This window comes from Sinorhizobium chiapasense, from assembly GCF_045277575.1.
Taxonomy (GTDB): Bacteria; Pseudomonadota; Alphaproteobacteria; order Rhizobiales; family Rhizobiaceae; genus Ensifer; species Ensifer chiapasense_A.
The window spans coordinates 2,031,672-2,049,098 of sequence record NZ_CP144205.1; the positions used below are offsets into that span (position 1 = coordinate 2,031,672).

A 17,427-nucleotide genomic window follows, 5' to 3' on the forward strand; every position below is an offset into this window, starting at 1 on the left:
CTCCTTGGCTCAAGTCGATGGGGTGAAATGCTGCGATTTTCGGTTGAGCGAGATGATGCGCCTCAACGAGGACGGGGCAAGTACGTAACGGTTACGAAGGGGCACGCCTGGCGCGCGGCGTTGCCCGTGTCGCGGGCGCAACTATTCGGTGGATGAAACGCACTCGACGAACCGGTTGCCATCGGTAGCCGCTTCCGCGTAACAGGCGGTTGCCATTAATATTCGCGCCGCAAATCGCAGGCGCTCGGGAAAGGCGCGCGACAGAAAAGGAACGCATGAAGCCGACCAGGAAGGACAGCGGGCAAAAGACCGGCAAGGCCGGAACGATCTTGCAGCAACTTGCGAGATCGCCCGAGAAGCTTTTCTCCGGGTCGTTTCGCCAGCAGATCGCCGCACTTTGCTTCCGCCGCGTGAAGGGAAGCCGCGACATCCAGATCCTGGTGGTCACCTCGCGCGAGAGCGGCCGCTGGGTCATTCCCAAGGGTTGGCCGATGAAGCGCAAGAAGCCGTATGAAGCCGCCGCGATCGAGGCCTGGCAGGAAGCGGGCGTGCGCGGCAAGGTCAGGAAGAAGCCTGTCGGCAGCTATACCTATCTCAAGTCGCTCGACAACGGCGACGTCGTACCCTGCGTGGTCGATATCTTCCAGATCGAGGTCAATGAAGTCGCCGATGATTTCAAGGAGCGCGGCGAGCGCATTCTCGACTGGGTCAGCCCCGACGAGGCCGCGCGCCGTGTCCGCGAAATCGAGTTGAAATCTCTGCTGGTCGAATTCGTGCCGCGCTGAACATGCCGTCCAAGCCGCAAGCGCTCGCCCGCCGTCGACGACAGATTGCCGCAATCGACGGTTCGACCTTTGGCGCCGGCGGCGGCATCGACTATATGAGACCGGCAAAGCCGAGGGTATGAGATGAACGACGAACTGCAGGGCCGCGCCGCCCATGTCGCGGCGATCCGGGAGCGGGCGGAAGCCGACATGAAGGCGATCGGCGTCGACGAGACTTTCATCGGCCATCTGGTCGATACGTTCTACGCGCGCGTGCTGGCCCATCCTGAACTCGGGCCCATCTTCGATGCCAGGCTTTCCGGGCGCTGGCCGGAGCACATGCAAAAGATGAAGCGCTTCTGGTCGGCCGTCGCCTTCCACAACGGCGCCTATGGCGGCAAGCCGGTGCAGGCCCATGTCGGCGTCGCCAACATGACGCCGGATCTCTTCCCGAAATGGCTGGCGCTTTTCTCCGCGACGCTCGATGACATCGCCCCGAACCAGGAGGCCAAGGCCTGGTTCATGGCAACGGCCGAGCGCATCGCCCGAAGCCTGACGCTCTCGCTCTTCTACAATCCGGCGCTCGACGACCCCGCGCTGAAACGCGGGTGAAGGACGGGCGTTGCACGCTCATCAGAGCAAGCGGCCCGCGATCAGGATTTCCTCCGCCTCCTCGAGCGACATCGCGAAGACGCGTCTGCCGATCTCGGAACTGAAGCCGCCACGCGCAAAGGCGGAAAGCTCCTTTGCCGACCGCTTCTCGTCGAGCGCCGCCTTGCGGAACGGACCGAATGCGCGTTTGCGGGCAAGAACGACGGCGGCATAGAGGTCGTCGGCCTCCTCGATGGCCGCCGCGACATCGTCCTTGGCAATGCCCTTCTGCGCCAGAGTCTGCGCGATCGCCCGCTTCGACTTGCCGCCGCGCATGGCCGAGCGGGCCTTGACCTCGGCATAGGCCTGGTCGTTGAGCGCGCCATTGTCATAGGCGAAAGTCACGGCCGCCGCCGCCAGCAGTTCCACCTGGTTGACGCTGATATCCTCGAACTTCTCCCGCGCCTTGCGCGCAATCGCGTCGAAAAGCTGCTTTTCCGTATGCATCTGGCGGGCGAGCCGATAGGCAGCCGAATTGCGCGCCCAGGCATACATGCGCGGCGTCGGTTGATCGCTTACGTCCGTCTCGTCGTTGAGGTCCAAGCCTGCCCTACCCCTCGAAGTGAAACAAGAAAGCAACGATCGCACGATCCGGGCGGATCATCGTCGCATCGGCCTGCGACATGACCTGACTCTCGCGGGCAACGCAATTGCCGACTGCATGTCTCCTTAAATCGACCTCGATTTAAGGACGAAGACATGCAGCAACTCAGAGTGTTTCGAGGTCTTCTCCCTGTGCGCGCTGCACCGACCAAAAGAAAAACGCGCCCGCCGGAACGGACGCGTTTTTTTTAAGTGGCAGGAAATTGCGCGCCTTAAGCCGCCAGAGCCGCCACTTCGCCGCGGATCAGGTCGCCGAGACGGCGAATGCCCTCGTCGATCATCTGGTCGTTGGCGCAGGAGAAGGAAACGCGCAACGTGTTTTCGCCCGAGCCGTCGGCAAAGAAGGCGCGGCCGGGAACGAAGGCAACCTTGGCGGTCTCGATCGATTTCGCCAGCAGCGCGGCACCGTCCATGCCCTTCGGCAGCGTGACCCAGACGAACATGCCGCCTTCCGGTTTCGTCCAGGAAACACCGTCCGGCATGTACCTTTCGAGCGCCGCCAGCATGGCGTTGCGGCGCTGCTTGTAGACCCGGTGGATCTTGGCCACCTGCTGGTCGAAGCCGCGCTCGGCAACCGTACAGATCGCCATCTGGTTGATCGTCGAAGAATGGAGATCGGCGGCCTGCTTCATCAGCACCAGCTTGCGGATCACCTTGTCCGAGGCGACGACCCAGCCGACGCGAAGACCCGGAGCCAGGGTCTTGGAGAACGAGCCGCAATAGATGGTGCGGGTGTTGTTGATGTCGCCCTTCTTGGCGATTTCGAGCGCCAGGATCGGCGGAACCGGCTCGCCGTCGTAGCGCAGCGACTGGTAGGCCGCGTCCTCGATGACGGCGATGTCGAGCTCTTCGGCCAGCGCCAGCACGCGCTCGCGGCCGGCCCGGTCGACGGTCTCGCCGGTCGGGTTGGCGAAATCGGCAGAGAGATAGGCGAACTTGACGCGGCCGCCCGCCTCGCCCGCCGCCTGGCGGTAGGCTTCCGGCGTGCGGTTGCCGTTGGGGTTCAGCTGGTCATAGGTCGGCTCGTAGGCGTTGAAGGCCTGCAATGCGCCGAGATAGGTCGGCCAGGTGACGAGCGCGGTATCCTTCGGCGACAGGAACAGCTTGCCGAGATAGTCGAGGCCCTGCTGCGAACCGGAGGTGATGAAGATGTTGTCAGCGCCGGCGGGAATGCCGAGATCCGCCATCTGCTTGGCGAGCCATTCGCGCAGCGGCTTGTAGCCTTCGCTGACCGAATATTGCAGCGCCGCACCGACGGCCGGGCCTGCGAAGATCTCCGCATAGGCGTCCTTGAATTCCGCATCCGGAAACAGCGCCGGATCGGGAATGCCGCCGGCGAACGAGATGATGTCCGGACGGTCGAGCAGCTTCAACAGTTCGCGGATTTCCGAGGCGCGCATCCGGCTCGAGCGCGTCGCGAATATGTGTTCCCAATCCAGCATGGGTTGTTTCCTCAGAGATTATGTGCGGAAAGCGGTTCTCCGCTTCCTCCCGCGTCATTGCAGACGGCGAAGCGACAGGACCACGACGGCTAATTTATGTCAATATTATTGACCTAAATTCGTGCGTTTTTCGGACTTTTCGGGCTCTTTGTACCTAGCGTCCAGGACCCGACGTACGTCAGTCCAAGCCGAATGCCACGCGGCCCCGGGCAATGCAAGCCACTCGCGTTACGCTCTTGCCGCCCGCGAGAAAGGAGCGCCGGTATCATCATCGATTAGCCTCTCCACAATCGCGGACTTCAACAGGAGAAAACAGTTCCCTTCACTTCTTCCCGCGACGAGAGCTAAAAAGCATCCATGACAAAACCCGAAACAGACGACACCCTCGCCTTCTACCGCGACAACGCCGCCACCTATGCGAGGCGGAAACGCCAGCCACCGGCACGGCTTGACGCCTTCATGCGCCGGCTTGCACCCGGCGCCGCCGTTCTCGATCTCGGCTGCGGCGGTGGCCACGACAGCCTGGCGCTGCTGGAAGGAGGTCTCGACGTCACGGCCTGCGACGGCTCGGCGGAGCTGGCGCGTGAAGCCGAGGCCCGGATCGGCCGCAAGGTCGAAGTCGTTAGGTTTCAGGAGATCGACTGGCAAGATCGCTTCGACGGCATCTGGGCCGAAGCGTCGCTCTTGCATGTGCCGCGCGCGGAACTCGGCGATGTGCTCGCCCGCCTCCGCCAGGCTCTGCGCCCGCGCGGCCTTCTCCATGCAAGCTTCAAGGCCGGCGAAGCCGAGGACCACGACCGCTTCGGCCGCTATTTCAACTACCCGTCGGCGGCATGGCTGCACGCCCGTTTCGAGGAAGCTGGCTGGTCGGAGGTTGGTATCAGCGAGGCGGATGGCGGCGGCTACGACGGCGAGCCGACCCGCTGGCTGCATGTGTCTGCGATCCGCGCGGGCTGACGCCCGGCATATTCAAGCGACACTGGCCAAGCGCGAAGGGCGGGCAACAATTCTCAATCCGCTTTGCCTCAAGCCTCGCGGCTGAAGTAACTCAGGATCAGCAGGGTGCAGATCGCAGCAACGATCAGGGCGTCGAAAAGTGCGAAGTGCTCAAAGAACGAGAACATGCATTTCCTCCTTCCAACTAAACCTATGAGAGCACAGATTCAGGAAAATTGAAAGGCGCATCGATAACTATACTTCGACCATCGGGGAAATATTCATGGATATTCTTGCATTGCAGCATTTTTCCTTTGGCAATGCACAATTTATGAACCGCCGTCCGCACAGACACAACCTTCTGGCGACATCTCGGTCCGGCCCCGCTCGCGCACCATGGCGCCCTGATTTTTTTGCCGTGCCTTGCCCGACGAACGCATGGCTGCACCCGCGGGAATCGATCGGCGCATCATGCCTGTCGCCTTCCTTCGGCGCCGCGGCCGAGCCTGCTTCCCACGGCGACACCAATTGACGCCGCTACCGGGAGGTGTAGATATTAGCAATACCAAATAAATGAAGCCCACCTCGATGAGGGGTCGATTTCCAAGGGGGTGCACATGCCTTTGTCTCATGCCGGGCGAGCCGATCCTGCGGCTGCCTGCAAGCCCGCCTCGACGACCAATGCCGACAGGAAAGACAAGGGCCTGACGCGGCGCGAGGCGCTGCTGAGCGGCGCGGCGATCGCCATGGCCGCAGGGCTGCCGGCAGGTCTTGCGGCGCTTTCCGCCCCTGGCCAGGCCTTTGCCAATGGCACGACGCCGCCGCATATCGTCTACATCATCGCCGACGATCTCGGCTGGGCCGATGTCGGCTTCCACGGTTCCGACATCAAGACGCCCAACCTCGACAGGCTGGCCGAGACCGGCGCCCGATTCGAGGAGTTCTACACCCAGCCCATGTGCACGCCGTCGCGCGCCGCCTTCATGACCGGCCGCTATCCCCTGCGCTACGGCTTGCAGACCGGCGTCATTCCCGCCGCTGGCTCCTATGGGCTCGCGCTCGACGAGTATCTGCTGCCGCAGGCATTGAAGGATACCGGCTACAAGACCGCTCTCGTCGGCAAATGGCATCTCGGCCATGCCAAGACGGAATACTGGCCGAGACAGCGCGGCTTCGACAGCTTCTACGGCGCGCTGGTCGGGGAGATCGACCATTTCAAGCATTCCTCGCATGGCGTGAAGGACTGGTACCGGGACGACACGCCGCTCGAGGAAACCGGCTTCGACAACAGCCTCATCGGCGACGAGGCGGCGCGGGTGGTCGCACGGCACGATCCCGCTGCTCCCCTGTTCCTCTATCTCGCCTTCACCGCCCCGCATACGCCATTCCAGGCGCCGCAGGAGTATCTCGACCGCTACAAGCACATTGCCGACGAAAACCGCAGGGCCTATGCGGCGATGATCTCCGTGCTCGACGACGGTGTCGGCAAGGTGGTCGCGGCGCTGGAGAAACGCGGCATGCGCGACAACACCCTGATCGTCTTCCACAGCGACAATGGCGGCGTGAAGAGTTCGCTCTTTGCTGGCGATTCCAAGATCAGCGGCGGCTTGCCGGCCAGCAACGGCTCCTATCGTGACGGCAAGGGTTCGCTCTACGAGGGCGGCACCCGGGTCGCGGCACTTGCCAATTGGCCGGAGCGGATCCAGCCGGGCACGGTCCGGGGCATGGTCCATGTCGTCGACATGTACCCGACGCTCGCGGCAATCGCCGGCGCGCCGCTTGGCAAGACCAAGCCGCTCGACGGCATCAACCTCTGGCCGGCGCTCAGCGAAGGCAAGCCGTCGCCGCGCCGGGACATGGTCTACAATGTCGATCCACTGGCAGGTGCCGTGCGCAAGGACAATTGGAAACTCGTCTGGAAGGCATCTCTGCCGCCGAAACTGGAGCTCTTCGACCTTTCCGCCGATCCGTCCGAAGCGAACGATCTTGCCGCCAGCAACCCAGACAAGACCCGCGACCTGCAGGACTGGATCAGCCGGCTTGCCGCCGAAATGGCCCCGCCTCTCCTCATCTTGGACGCGGTGCGGCTGACCTTCCAGGCACCGCCGGTGGCCGCCGATCCCTCGACGCTCTTCAGCCTCGGTGACTGACCCTGCGGCCACTGTGTGTTTCCCTTGATCGTAGCCGGTCAAAGGACAAAAACATGCAGCAATTCAAAGTGCTGGAGCGACGCTTCCACGGCTGACACGACGCGCGGCGCTATCGTGCGCGCCATGTCCTCAGGCTTCCGCGCGCCGCACGCCCATACGAGACTGCAAGGAAACGCGCCTCGCCAATGCCTACCAATTGCCCGGGTCTGCCGTGTGGTCGATGCTGGCGAATTCGTCCGCCTTTTCCCGGTCGAGCATCAGGCTCAACGCGTTCTTCGCTTCATCGATGACGGAATAGGACAGCGGCGCCGGCTCCCGGGTGAGATATTGATACATCAGCAGGGCCGCCTCCTCGGCAGTATCGGCCTCGAATTCCTGGCTGACGCTGACAGCGAACTTGTGCATGGTCCCAAACCTGTCCCTTGCGCGTTTCGATCACCGCAACGCTTCGAGATGGAGATGGTGCGCGCGGCGCCGACGTCAATGCGTCGGCATCAATGCGTCACTGGCCCATCCGCCTTCTTCCAGGCGGCAATGCCGCCCTCGATATGGCAAGCGGTGGTAAGCCCGGCCGCCTGAGCGGCCTCAACGGCCATGGCGGAGCGCTCGCCGAAGGCGCAGTAGAAGACGATGCGCTTTCCGGTCGCCGCCGCCAGCTCGTGCAGCACGCCGCCGGCGGCGATGTTCTGCTCGAGGTCCGGATAGGGCGCGTGCAGCGAACCGGGAATGACCCCGTGCTTTTCCCGCTCGGCCTTTTCGCGCAGGTCGACAAGCGCGATCTTCGCCCGGCCGCAGAGCGCCAGCGCTTCCTTTGCCGAAAGCGCCCAGCCGCGCCGCGCGAGCTCGTCCTGGTGCAGGCCGATATGGACGTTGGCCGGCACCGCCACGTCCATCATCTTCGGGTTCGGCAGCTTGAGATTGTTCATCAGCTCGACATATTCGTCGACGGACCTCACCCGAAGCCGCGGGTTGAAGCGCTTCTCCTCGCCGATGGTCGAGACCGTGTCGCCCTTGTAGTCGTGCGCCGGATAGACGAACGTCTCGTCGGGCAGCTTCAGCAGCTTGTTGAAGATCGAGTCATATTGCTGCCGCGGGTCACCGTTCTGGAAGTCGGTGCGCCCGGTGCCGCGGATCAGCAGCGTGTCGCCGGTGAAGACCCGCCGGCCCATGTCGCCGCCCATCAGGAAGGAATAGGAGTCGTCGGTATGGCCGGGCGTATAGAGCACGTCGAGGCTCAATCCCTCGATCGACACCCGGTCGCCCTCCGTCACCCGCATGGAAACGACGTCCGCCGCGGTCTGTTCGCCCATGACGGTGATGCAGTGCGTCTGGTCGCGCAGTGCCCCGAGACCGGTGATGTGATCGGCATGGAGATGGGTGTCGACGGCCTTGACCAGCCTGAGGTCGAGCTCGCGGACGAGCTGCAGGTAGCGCTCGACCTTTTCCAGGACCGGATCGATGATCAGTGCCTCGCCGCCCTGGCGGCTGGCGATCAGGTAAGTGTAGGTGCCGGATACGCTGTCGAACAACTGGCGGAAGATCATCGGCGGCTCCCTTGCATCGAGGCGTCATTCAACAGATGGCGGTCCCGCCCCTCGTCCGCGCGGTGAGGGAATTGCCCCTCATCCGCGCGGATGAGGGGCTATTGCCCTCACCCCTTGCCGTTGTTGCGCCTCAGCCCTTCGGCTGCGGCACGATGCGGATATAGGGCTTCGGCGCGCGCCAGCCCTCCGGGTAGACCTTGCGGGCATCCTCGTCGCTGACCGAACCGGCGATGATGACGTCGTCGCCCTGCTTCCAGTTCACCGGCGTCGCCACCTTGTGCTTGGCGGTGAGCTGCAGCGAGTCGATGACGCGCAGTACCTCGTCGAAGTTGCGGCCGGTGGTCATCGGATAGACGAGGATCAGCTTGATCTTCTTGTCCGGGCCGATGACGAAGACGTTGCGCACCGTCTGGTTGTCGGCGGGCGTGCGCAGCGTCGGGTCGCCGGAGACCGGCGCCGGCAGCATGCCGTAGAGCTTCGAGACGGTGTAGTCGACGTCGGCGATCATCGGGAAGTTCGGTGCATGGCCCTGCGTTTCCTCGATATCGGCGGCCCAGCCGGCGTGCCGGTCGAGCGGATCGACGGAGAGGCCGATGATCTTGACGCCGCGCCGGTCGAATTCCGGCTTGATGCGCGCCATGTAGCCGAGCTCGGTGGTGCAGACGGGCGTGTAGTCTTTCGGATGCGAGAACAGGACCGCCCAGGAGTCACCGATCCAGTCGTGAAACCGGATTGTGCCATCGGTCGTTCCGACCTCGAAGTCCGGTGCGAGGTCATTGATTGCAAGCGTCACGATACCCTCCAATGTGTGTGAGCGCTGCGCCCGCCCGGGCGCGATGGGAGTGCTCTATTTTCTTGACAGCGCCGAGCCCGGCAAGGCGCCAGAAGGCCGCTGTAATCCTTCCGTTTTCTTCCATTGTTTACACTCCGGCGACGACCGCCCGGAGGAAAAATTCCTTTAGGAAATCATATCATTACAGCAGCCCTGGACCGCACAGGGAAGCACGGCGCCAAAGCGCGATGCCCAGTGTGCCACTTTTGCCGTTTAAGGCAACCGGAAAGACAGGCGCACAAGCGGCCTGGTCGAGCAAGCAGAAGGCATCGCCGCAGCAACGGCAGGCCGCGCTCGACATTGCCATCCGAACCTTCGAGCCAGGATCCGCGCCTGCCGTGGAACCCTCGTCCCGTGCGGAAGCGCGAATATCTCGGCGCCCTTCGTCAACCGAGCAACTTCTTCGCCCAGGCCGAAACATCATCGCCGCTGCTCACGTCCGGGTGCACGATTCCGTCGATCATGAAGGTCGGGGAGACGTGGACGCCGTTCTGTCGCGCATATCTGCAATGCCATTTGATTTCCCGGTCGAGATCCGGGATCGCGAAGGCGGCCTTTAGCTTGACGCCGCTATAGCTTTCCAGGCGCTCGATGATCTGGTTGGGAGCAACGTCCATGTTGGGTCCGCCGGCGTGGTCGGCGAATTCGAATTCTTCCCGATGTGCAGCGACCGCGGCGATGACTTCTTCGCCGTCTCCTTGCCGCCCTCGAGCGTCGAGGCCGCGATGATGCAGCGAACGATGACACCGGAATACAAATGCCAGGGCTGCGACTGCAGGCGGATCTTGATGGTGATCTTGTCCTCTCCGGCATGGTCGAGAAGGGGGTCGAGCTTGTTGAACGCCTTGGCCGAGAAAGGATCGGTCGGCTCCAGAAAGACCTCGAAGAGGCGCGGACCGGTGCCCCAGATGAGTGGATCGGCGTGCCAAGCTGTGTTTGTCATGCGAATCCCCTTTTTCAAAGCCGCCTGTTCGGGATCGATGTGCGTCCAGGTTTTCTAGTTTCGCCCGGTTTTCTAGCTTCGAATGTCGCTGAAGAATGCGCCGAAGGTGGCGAGATCGACATTGCCGCCGCTGATCACGATGCCCACCCTTTGCCCGGCTGAGGGCAGCACCCCCTGCAGCACGGCTGCCGCCGCCAGGCAGCCGGTCGGCTCGACGATAATCTTCATGCGCTCGGCAAAGAAGCGCATGGTCTCGACGAGTTGGGCGTCGCTCACTGTGGCGATCTCGCGGACCTCGCGCTTGAGGATCGGGAAATTGTGCTCGCCGACATGGTTGGTCAGCGCCCCGTCGGCGATCGATTTCGGCACCGGGATACGAACGATCTCACCCTTCCTCAGCGATTGCTGGCCGTCATTACCAGCCTCCGGCTCGACGCCGATGACAACCGCGCCGGGCGAACGCTCCCGGGCGCTGAGCGCCGAGCCCCCCAGCAACCCGCCGCCGCCGAGCGGCGTCACGATCAGGTCGAGTTCGCCGACCTCCTCGATCAGTTCCAGGACCGCCGTGCCCTGCCCGGCGATCACGTCGGGATGGTCGAAGGGCGGGATGAGGACGGCGCCGCGCTCGGCCGCCAGCTTGGCGCTGATCGCCGACCGGTCCTCGGTATAGCGGTCGTAGAACACGACATCGGCGCCATAGCCGCGGGTCGCCGCCACCTTCATTTCGGGTGCATCCTTCGGCATCACGATCGTCGCGGCCACACCCTGCAGCCGCGCGGCATAGGCGATCGCCTGCGCATGGTTGCCGGAAGAGAAGGCGACGACGCCCCGCTTGTGGCCGCTTTCCTGCAAGGCGGCGATCGCATTATAGGCGCCGCGGAATTTGAAGGCGCCGGCGCGCTGGAAATTCTCCGCCTTGAAGAAGAGCCGCGCCCCGGTCGCGGCATCGGCCGTGCGCGAGGTCAGCACCGGCGTTCGATGCGCCACGCCGGCGATGCGGCCGCGCGCCGCGTGCACGTCGTCGAATGTCGGAATGCGCAATGCCACGTCTGCCGCTGAAACCGCCATCAAGTGTCTCCCCGAGCCTGCCGCTTCAAAGGCTACTGCATGTTTCCTTTAATCGTAACCGATTAAAGGACAAAAACATGCAGCACTTCAAAGTGCTACAGCGACCTTTGCGCGTCTGATAAGACGCGCGGCGCTGTAGTGAAGACCGCCAGGCAAGGCAAGGACATGGGCCCCGTCACCCATTTTGGGACGGATGCGAGCGATAGTGATCGACCGCAAAGCTGAAAAGCACCTTCAGCATGAACAGGGCCGAGACCACCGTCATCGCCGGCGTCAGGCCCGGAAGCAGCGGCAGCCCCGCAAGGCCGGCCGCCAGCAGCAGGCCGCCGACGAAGATCTGCGCTGCATGTCCGGCAAGCAGGTTGACGACCGCCGCGCCGGCGATCGTATAGGCCCAGACGGCGACCGAGGCGCCAAGGCCGGCGCCAAGCAGCGCAGCGACGGCGATCACATGGACGTGGATCGCAATGAAGATCCAGCGATTGCGCGGCCGCGCGGCGTAGAAGTCGTTGGTCGACGGGGTGAAATTGGCGACGCAGCCGGCCGCGATGTCGAGGACGAGAAGAAGTGCCAGCGCCGCCCGCCACCCGGACAAGGCCGCGAGAAGCGGCCAGGACGAAAGGGCAAAGACAGCCGCAACGCAGACCCCGAAGAGGAGGATCGCCAACAGATAGGCCGGCGGCTGCTGCTCACCGAAAACGTCATGAAGATGGGGATGAATGCGAAGGGATTTCATGAAGGCCATACCACCACACTGAAGGGTTGCCCACTATCAGCGAATACAGCCACGACGCAAGCGGCTAACCGTAACGTCGGGCGGTGGAAGACGAACCGCGCACGTCAAGACGGTTCTCAGAAGCCGAACAACCGGTGACGGCTCGGCGCCCTCCCGGCAAGGCAACACCGCCGCCCTCGCCCGCTTAGCCGGCGACCTTGCCGGCAGCCAGCATGATCTCGCGCGAAGTCGGGAAGACGCCGATCTCCTCCGGCCCGAAGCGGGCCTCGATCTCGCTCCACCGCACGATGCCGGCGGCATCGATGAGAAAGTGGCCGACGAGCTGCGTGCCATGCTGCGCGTAGATGCGGTTGTCGGTCTCATTGGGCTCGAAGCCGTCCATGGCATTGAGCAGATCATTGGCCCGCATCGGCTGCACCGGTTCCGGCATCTCGCCCGTGGGGTTGATGCGCGCCGCCTCGAAATCGGCCAGCCTCGCACGATCCGGCCATTGCGGCGGCTCGTCGCTTTCGGGCGAAAGGAACACGCCACGCGGCACACCAAAATCCCGATGCGTTCGGCATTCCGGATCCGAAAGCAGCGTGACCGGCGTCGGCTGGTAGCGGAAATAGAGGCGCGCGCGTTCGACCGGTGTGTTGACCACCGCCAACGTCTCCACGCCGACGGCGCGAAGTGCCGGCTCGACGGCGGAAAACTGCCGGAGCTGACGGCGGCAGAAGGGGCAATGCAAACCGCGGAACAGGCCGATCAGAAACGGACGGCCGCTGAGGCCGGCCAGCGAAACCGGAGCATCGCGATTGGCGCTCGGAAGCGTGAAGTCGGGTGCCGGTTCTCCCGGCTGCAACGGCTGCACCCTGCGTTCTGCCATCGGCCTCGCCTCCTGATTACGCCGCTCTTCCGCAAATCCTCGAAATGATCCCGGCCCGGACGCGCCTGCGGCGGCACCGACAGACTATAGCGGAGATGGCAGCGCCACACTACAGCCGCGCCCCGCGCGCCGCCCTCTAGCCGCCCCAGCAACGCAACACCGCGGCAAGCGCCGCCACGCCCTTGCCGATCTCCGCCGGCTCGAGGCTTGCATAGCCCATGACGATGCCGGCCCGATCGGGGCGATGTCCGGCTTCATCCGCGCCGTAAAGCGGCGAGATCGGATAGAGGCCGATGCCCGCCGCCCTCGCCCGCGCGATCAATTCGCCTTCCTGCGCCTTTTCGACCCGATCGAACCAGACGACGACGTGCAGGCCGGCATCGGCGCCCGCGATCGTCACCCGGTCGCCGAGTTCCGCCATGAGCGCCGCAAGCAGCGCTTCACGACGGCGGCCATTGCTGCGCCGGCTGCGGCGGATGTGGCGCTCATAGGCGCCGCTTGCGATCATCGCCGAAAGCGCCTCCTGCTCGAGAACAGGCGAATGGCGGTCGACCAGTTGCTTGGCGGCGGCGAAGACGGCACGAAGCAGCGGCGGCACGACGAGATAGCCGAGCCTCAACATCGGCGAGAGACTCTTCGAAATCGTGCCGAGATAGATGACGTTTTCCGCGTGCGCCATCGTCTGCAGCGGCGGGATCGGGCGGATATCGTAGCGATACTCGCCGTCGTAATCGTCCTCGATGACATAGGCTCCGCTGCGTTCCGACCAGGCGAGAAGCTCCTGCCGGCGCCGGGCCGAGAGCACGCTGCCGAGCGGAAACTGGTGCGAAGGCGTGACATAGGCGAGCCTCACGTCTTCGAGCCCTTCGAGCGCCTCGGTTCGCAAGCCCTCTCCGTCGACGGCGATCGGAACCACCCGCGCGCCGGCGGCGGCAAAGGCCCGGCGCGCCATGACGTAGCCGGGATCCTCCACCGCGACCCGGTCGCCGGGATCGGCAAGCACGCGGGCGGCAAGGTCCAGCCCCTGCTGCGAGCCGTTGACGATGATGATCTGGTCCGGCGCACATCTCAGCCCACGCGCCCGCCAGAGATAGGCCTGAAGTGCAGCGCGCAGTTCCGCCGAGCCGCCGGGGTCGTCATAGGCCAGCCGCGGCCGGCGCCGCCGAAGCGCGGCGTTGACCGCCCGCCGCCAGGCTTCCGCCGGAAAGTCGGCCGCCGACAGGTCGCCATAGCGAAAATCGGCGATCAACCCGCCGGAATGCGGCGGTACCCAGGTCGGCCCCTCGCCAAGCGCCGTTCCAAAGCGCGACAGCCGAACGGGTGCCGCCGGTCTCGGCGCAGACCCTGAAGGCGTCCCTTCGGTGAGCGGCTTGGCACCCTCGTACTCATGCAGCAGCGCCACCCGCGAAGGCGCGCCCTGCCGGCTTTCCAGAAACCCCTCGGAAAGAAGCTGCTCATAGGCCGCCGTCACGGTGGTGCGCGACACGCCGAGCTCGGCCGCCAGCGCCCGCGTCGATGGCAGCCGATCCTCAGGGCCGTAGGTGCCGCCGAGGATCTGCGCCTTCAATGCCTCATAGATCCGCCGGGTGATCCCGCCCCTCGCCTCGTTCTTCTCCGTCACCAACTGGCCCACTCATTTATGCAGAAACTGGATATTCAGCCCGGTCCAGTTTGCCTCTATGAAATGGCAAGCACAAGGAGCGAGATCATGTACACACCCCCGGCCTTCAAGGAGGAGGAACTGAGCGTACTGCACGCGATCATCGAGGCGGCATCGCTATCGACCTTCGTCACCGCAACGGCCGAGGGCCTGCTTGCGACCCCGCTGCCGCTGCTGCTTGATCGCGACGAAGGTCCTCATGGCACGCTCTACGGCCACCTCGCCCGCGCCAATCCGCAAGGGACGACCGCACCGATCGGCGCCGCCGTGGCGACCTTCATGGGGCCGGATGCCTATGTCACGCCCTCCTGGTACGCCTCCAAGCGCGAACACGGAAAGGTCGTGCCGACCTGGAACTATTCGGCCGTGCATGCCTATGGCGCGGTCGAATTCTTCAGCGACGAGGACCGGCTTCTCGATGTCGTCAGCCGCCTCACCAACCGTCACGAAGCGGCCCGTGCCGAACCCTGGCAGGTGAGCGACGCGCCGCCCACCTTCGTCAGGGCCCAGCTTCGCGGCATCATCGGCCTCAGGCTGCCGATCGACCGGCTCGACGGCAAGCGCAAGTTCAGCCAGAACCGCAGCGCCGAGGACCGGCAGGGCGTCGCCACCGGGCTCGCAGCCAGCGCGCGGCCCGAAGATCGCTTGGTCGCCGCGGAGATCCCGGTCTGAGGCTGGTCCGGATCGCGCCCGCGCCCATTGCCGAAACGGCTGCGACCTTCCTTCAACTTTTCCGCGCAATGCCCTATAACGACTCTCGAAAGAGGCCGCGCATCAGCAGACGAGGTACATCCCATGCCATCGCTCGACATTCTCCTCACCTTCTTCGTCACCACGGCGATCTTCGCCTATATCCCCGGACCGGCGATGCTCTACGCTGCCGCACAGACGATGGCGCGCGGCCGCTTCGCCGGGCTGATGGCCTCGCTCGGCATCCATCTCGGCGGCTATGTCCACGTCGTTGCCGCCGCCGCCGGCCTTTCCATCCTGTTCCATGCGGTGCCGACGCTCTATCTCGCGGTGAAGCTTGCCGGTGCCGCCTATCTCGTCTGGCTGGGTTTCACGCTGATGCGCGCCAAGGCGAGCGGCGGTGGTCATCTGCCCGCCGTCGAGGCGAAATCGGCCCGCCGCGCCTTCTTCGAGAGCATCACCGTCGAGGTCCTGAACCCGAAGACCGCGATCTTCTTCGTCGCCTTCCTGCCGCAGTTCACCGATGCCGCGGCCACCTTCCCGCTGTGGGTGCAGTTCCTGCTGATCGGCACCGCCGTCAACCTGATGTTCTCCTCCGCCGATCTCGCCTGCGTCTTCCTCGCCGATGCCGTCGTCGTCAAGATGCGCCGCTCCACCAGGGCACAGCGCCTGTTGCAGCGCGCCGGCGGCACGGTGCTGATCGGGCTTGGCACCCATCTCGCCTTACAGCGGACCTAGGGCAGCGGACCTAGGGCAGCGCACGCAAGATTTCGCCCCTGAGGCCGGTGCACCGCGCTTGCGCCGGGTCAAGGTGCAGCTATCATGCGCCCGAGGGCCAAGCGGGGGACAGGCGCATGGGAGAAGGCGGCCAACCAATTCGCACCACGGGCGCGGATATGCTCGTCGACACGCTGCTCGCAAACGGCGTCGACGTCTGTTTCGCCAATCCCGGCACGTCGGAAATGCACTTCGTCGCCGCCCTCGATCGCAAGCCGGAGATGCGCTGCATTCTCGGCCTTTCCGAAGGCGTCGTCACCGGTGCGGCTGACGGCTATGCGCGCATGACCGGCCGCCCGGCCGCGACCCTGCTCCACACCGGCCCCGGCCTCGCCAACAGCCTTGCCAACCTGCACAATGCGCGGCGCGCCCGCACGCCTGTCCTCAACATCGTCGGCGACCATGCCTCCTACCATCTCGCGCTCGACGCACCGCTGACCAGCGATATCGAGGGCCTGGCCCGCCCGATGTCGAACTGGGTGCGGCGGGTGAAGGATCCCTCCGACGTGGGGCCGACGGCGGCGGACGCCTTTCGCGCGTCGTTGACGCCACCGGGCGTTGCCACGATGATCCTGCCGGCCGACGCGTCCTGGGGTGCCTTTTCCACCGACGCGCCACCGCAAAAGGTGCGCCTCGAAGCACCGCGCCCGGCAAGTGCGGAAACGGTCCGCGAGGTCGCCGGTCTCATCCGTGCCCATCCTCCAGGGGTCGCCATGGTCTTGAGCGGCGCCGCCGCTAAGGCAGAAAGCCTCGCCGTCGCCGGACGGATCGCGGCCGCACACAACGTCCAGCTTTTCAACGAGGTGCTCGTCGCCCACACCCAGCGCGGCCGCGGGCGGGTGGCGCCGCGGCGCATCCCCTACCCGATCGACATGGCGCTCGAGACGCTCAGCGACGTCAAGGTTCTGATCCTCGTCGGCGCACCGGAACCGGTGGCATTCTTCGCCTATCCGGGAAAACCCGGCCGCCTGGTGCCGGAGGGCTGCGCGGTCGTGACGCTTGCCCGCCACGGTGAAGACCTCAAGGCAACGCTCGAAGCGCTGCGCGACGAACTCGGCATCAGCGCAACGCTGCCGCTGCCCACAGCCGGCGCCCCTACCGACGAGGGCGAACCCTCCGGCACGCTGACGGAAGACGCAGTCGCCGTCATCGTCGCCCGCAAGGTCCCGGAGAATGCGATCGTTTGCGACGAGGCGGCCACCTCGGCCCGCCGCTTCTTCGCGCTTTCGGCCTTCTCGGCGCCGCACGACTTCATCATGCAGACCGGCGGCGCCATCGGCGAAGGCATCCCGCTTTCGACCGGTGCCGCGATCGCCTGTCCCGAACGCAAGGTGATCTGCCTGCAGGCCGATGGCTGCGCCATGTACAACATTCAGGGCCTGTGGACCCAGGCGCGCGAAAACCTCGACATCGTCACCATCATCTTTTCCAACCGCACCTACGCGATCCTCCACGCCGAGATGCGCAATGTCGGTGTCGAAGAGATCGGCACCAATGCCCGCCGCATGCTGAACCTCGACCAGCCGGCGCTCGACTGGGTCTCGCTCGCCCGCGGCTTCGGCGTCGAGGCGGCCGTCGCGACCTCCTGCGAAGCCTTCGCCGCCCTCTTCGATGCCGCATTGTCGCGGCGCGGACCGTTTCTGATCGAGGCGCGCCTCGTGTGAAATTCCGTGTCGTTTTCGCGCTGATTCGGGCACCGGCGCGCCGCGAGAATGAAGCCCCCGATCGGTGCGATTCACGCCCTTCCGGGGGCGGAAAACACA

The 17,427-nt window shown here is 64.8% G+C and carries 17 protein-coding genes and 1 pseudogene; 8 read left to right on the forward strand and 10 right to left on the reverse strand.

What is annotated here, in order from left to right; all coding sequences use genetic code 11:
- The first annotated feature begins 275 nt into the window (after positions 1–275).
- Positions 276–785: an NUDIX hydrolase gene (locus QM996_RS09925; protein ID WP_500267327.1), complete on the forward strand. Its 510-nt coding sequence runs from the start codon at positions 276–278 to the stop codon at positions 783–785.
- A gap of 123 nt (positions 786–908) precedes the next feature.
- Positions 909–1,376, forward strand: coding sequence for a group III truncated hemoglobin (locus QM996_RS09930; protein ID WP_500267328.1), 468 nt, complete (start codon positions 909–911; stop codon positions 1,374–1,376).
- Between the two features lie 21 nt (positions 1,377–1,397).
- Here QM996_RS09930 and recX read toward each other — a convergent pair whose 3' ends face one another.
- Positions 1,398–1,958, reverse strand: a complete 561-nt coding sequence (recX, locus tag QM996_RS09935) for a regulatory protein RecX (protein WP_500267329.1) — start codon at positions 1,956–1,958, stop codon at positions 1,398–1,400.
- A gap of 272 nt (positions 1,959–2,230) precedes the next feature.
- Complete coding sequence (locus QM996_RS09940; protein WP_500267330.1) at positions 2,231–3,460, reverse strand: aminotransferase-like domain-containing protein; 1,230 nt, start codon at positions 3,458–3,460, stop codon at positions 2,231–2,233.
- Positions 3,461–3,817: 357 nt separating this feature from the next.
- Between QM996_RS09940 and QM996_RS09945 the strand changes: the two genes are divergently transcribed.
- From QM996_RS09945 to QM996_RS09955, 3 genes are all read left to right on the forward strand, one after another.
- Positions 3,818–4,417 carry a class I SAM-dependent methyltransferase gene (locus QM996_RS09945; protein ID WP_500267331.1) on the forward strand — a complete coding sequence of 200 codons (600 nt, stop codon included), beginning with the start codon at positions 3,818–3,820 and terminating at the stop codon, positions 4,415–4,417.
- Positions 4,418–4,679: 262 nt separating this feature from the next.
- Entirely contained in the window at positions 4,680–4,928 is a 249-nt protein-coding gene (locus QM996_RS09950; protein WP_500267332.1) for a hypothetical protein, read from the forward strand.
- A gap of 85 nt (positions 4,929–5,013) precedes the next feature.
- Positions 5,014–6,546, forward strand: a complete 1,533-nt coding sequence (locus QM996_RS09955; protein ID WP_500267333.1) for an arylsulfatase B — start codon at positions 5,014–5,016, stop codon at positions 6,544–6,546.
- A 189-nt stretch (positions 6,547–6,735) separates the two neighbouring features.
- Here QM996_RS09955 and QM996_RS09960 read toward each other — a convergent pair whose 3' ends face one another.
- The 8 genes and pseudogenes from QM996_RS09960 to pdxR form a co-directional block, all read right to left on the reverse strand.
- Positions 6,736–6,951: a hypothetical protein gene (locus QM996_RS09960; protein ID WP_500267334.1), complete on the reverse strand. Its 216-nt coding sequence runs from the start codon at positions 6,949–6,951 to the stop codon at positions 6,736–6,738.
- Positions 6,952–7,040: 89 nt separating this feature from the next.
- On the reverse strand, positions 7,041–8,090 hold the full coding sequence (locus QM996_RS09965) for an MBL fold metallo-hydrolase (RefSeq protein ID WP_500267335.1): 1,050 nt from the start codon (positions 8,088–8,090) through the stop codon (positions 7,041–7,043).
- A 130-nt stretch (positions 8,091–8,220) separates the two neighbouring features.
- On the reverse strand, positions 8,221–8,883 hold the full coding sequence (locus QM996_RS09970) for a peroxiredoxin (protein ID WP_500267336.1): 663 nt from the start codon (positions 8,881–8,883) through the stop codon (positions 8,221–8,223).
- Between the two features lie 425 nt (positions 8,884–9,308).
- A pseudogene (locus QM996_RS09975) lies at positions 9,309–9,865 on the reverse strand (DsbA family protein).
- A gap of 72 nt (positions 9,866–9,937) precedes the next feature.
- Positions 9,938–10,933, reverse strand: a complete 996-nt coding sequence (locus QM996_RS09980; RefSeq protein ID WP_500267337.1) for a PALP domain-containing protein — start codon at positions 10,931–10,933, stop codon at positions 9,938–9,940.
- Positions 10,934–11,108: 175 nt separating this feature from the next.
- On the reverse strand, positions 11,109–11,669 hold the full coding sequence (locus tag QM996_RS09985) for a hypothetical protein (RefSeq protein ID WP_500267338.1): 561 nt from the start codon (positions 11,667–11,669) through the stop codon (positions 11,109–11,111).
- Positions 11,670–11,853: 184 nt separating this feature from the next.
- Entirely contained in the window at positions 11,854–12,537 is a 684-nt protein-coding gene (locus QM996_RS09990; protein ID WP_500267339.1) for a peroxiredoxin-like family protein, read from the reverse strand.
- 136 nt (positions 12,538–12,673) lie between these two features.
- Positions 12,674–14,158, reverse strand: coding sequence for an aminotransferase-like domain-containing protein (gene pdxR / locus QM996_RS09995; protein WP_500267340.1), 1,485 nt, complete (start codon positions 14,156–14,158; stop codon positions 12,674–12,676).
- A gap of 87 nt (positions 14,159–14,245) precedes the next feature.
- Here pdxR and QM996_RS10000 point away from each other — a divergent pair, with 87 nt between their 5' ends.
- From QM996_RS10000 to QM996_RS10010, 3 genes are all read left to right on the forward strand, one after another.
- Entirely contained in the window at positions 14,246–14,869 is a 624-nt protein-coding gene (locus tag QM996_RS10000; protein WP_500267341.1) for an FMN-binding negative transcriptional regulator, read from the forward strand.
- A 123-nt stretch (positions 14,870–14,992) separates the two neighbouring features.
- Positions 14,993–15,625 carry a LysE family translocator gene (locus QM996_RS10005; protein ID WP_500267342.1) on the forward strand — a complete coding sequence of 211 codons (633 nt, stop codon included), beginning with the start codon at positions 14,993–14,995 and terminating at the stop codon, positions 15,623–15,625.
- A gap of 116 nt (positions 15,626–15,741) precedes the next feature.
- Positions 15,742–17,328, forward strand: a complete 1,587-nt coding sequence (locus QM996_RS10010) for an acetolactate synthase large subunit (protein WP_500267343.1) — start codon at positions 15,742–15,744, stop codon at positions 17,326–17,328.
- Positions 17,329–17,427: the final 99 nt, after the last annotated feature.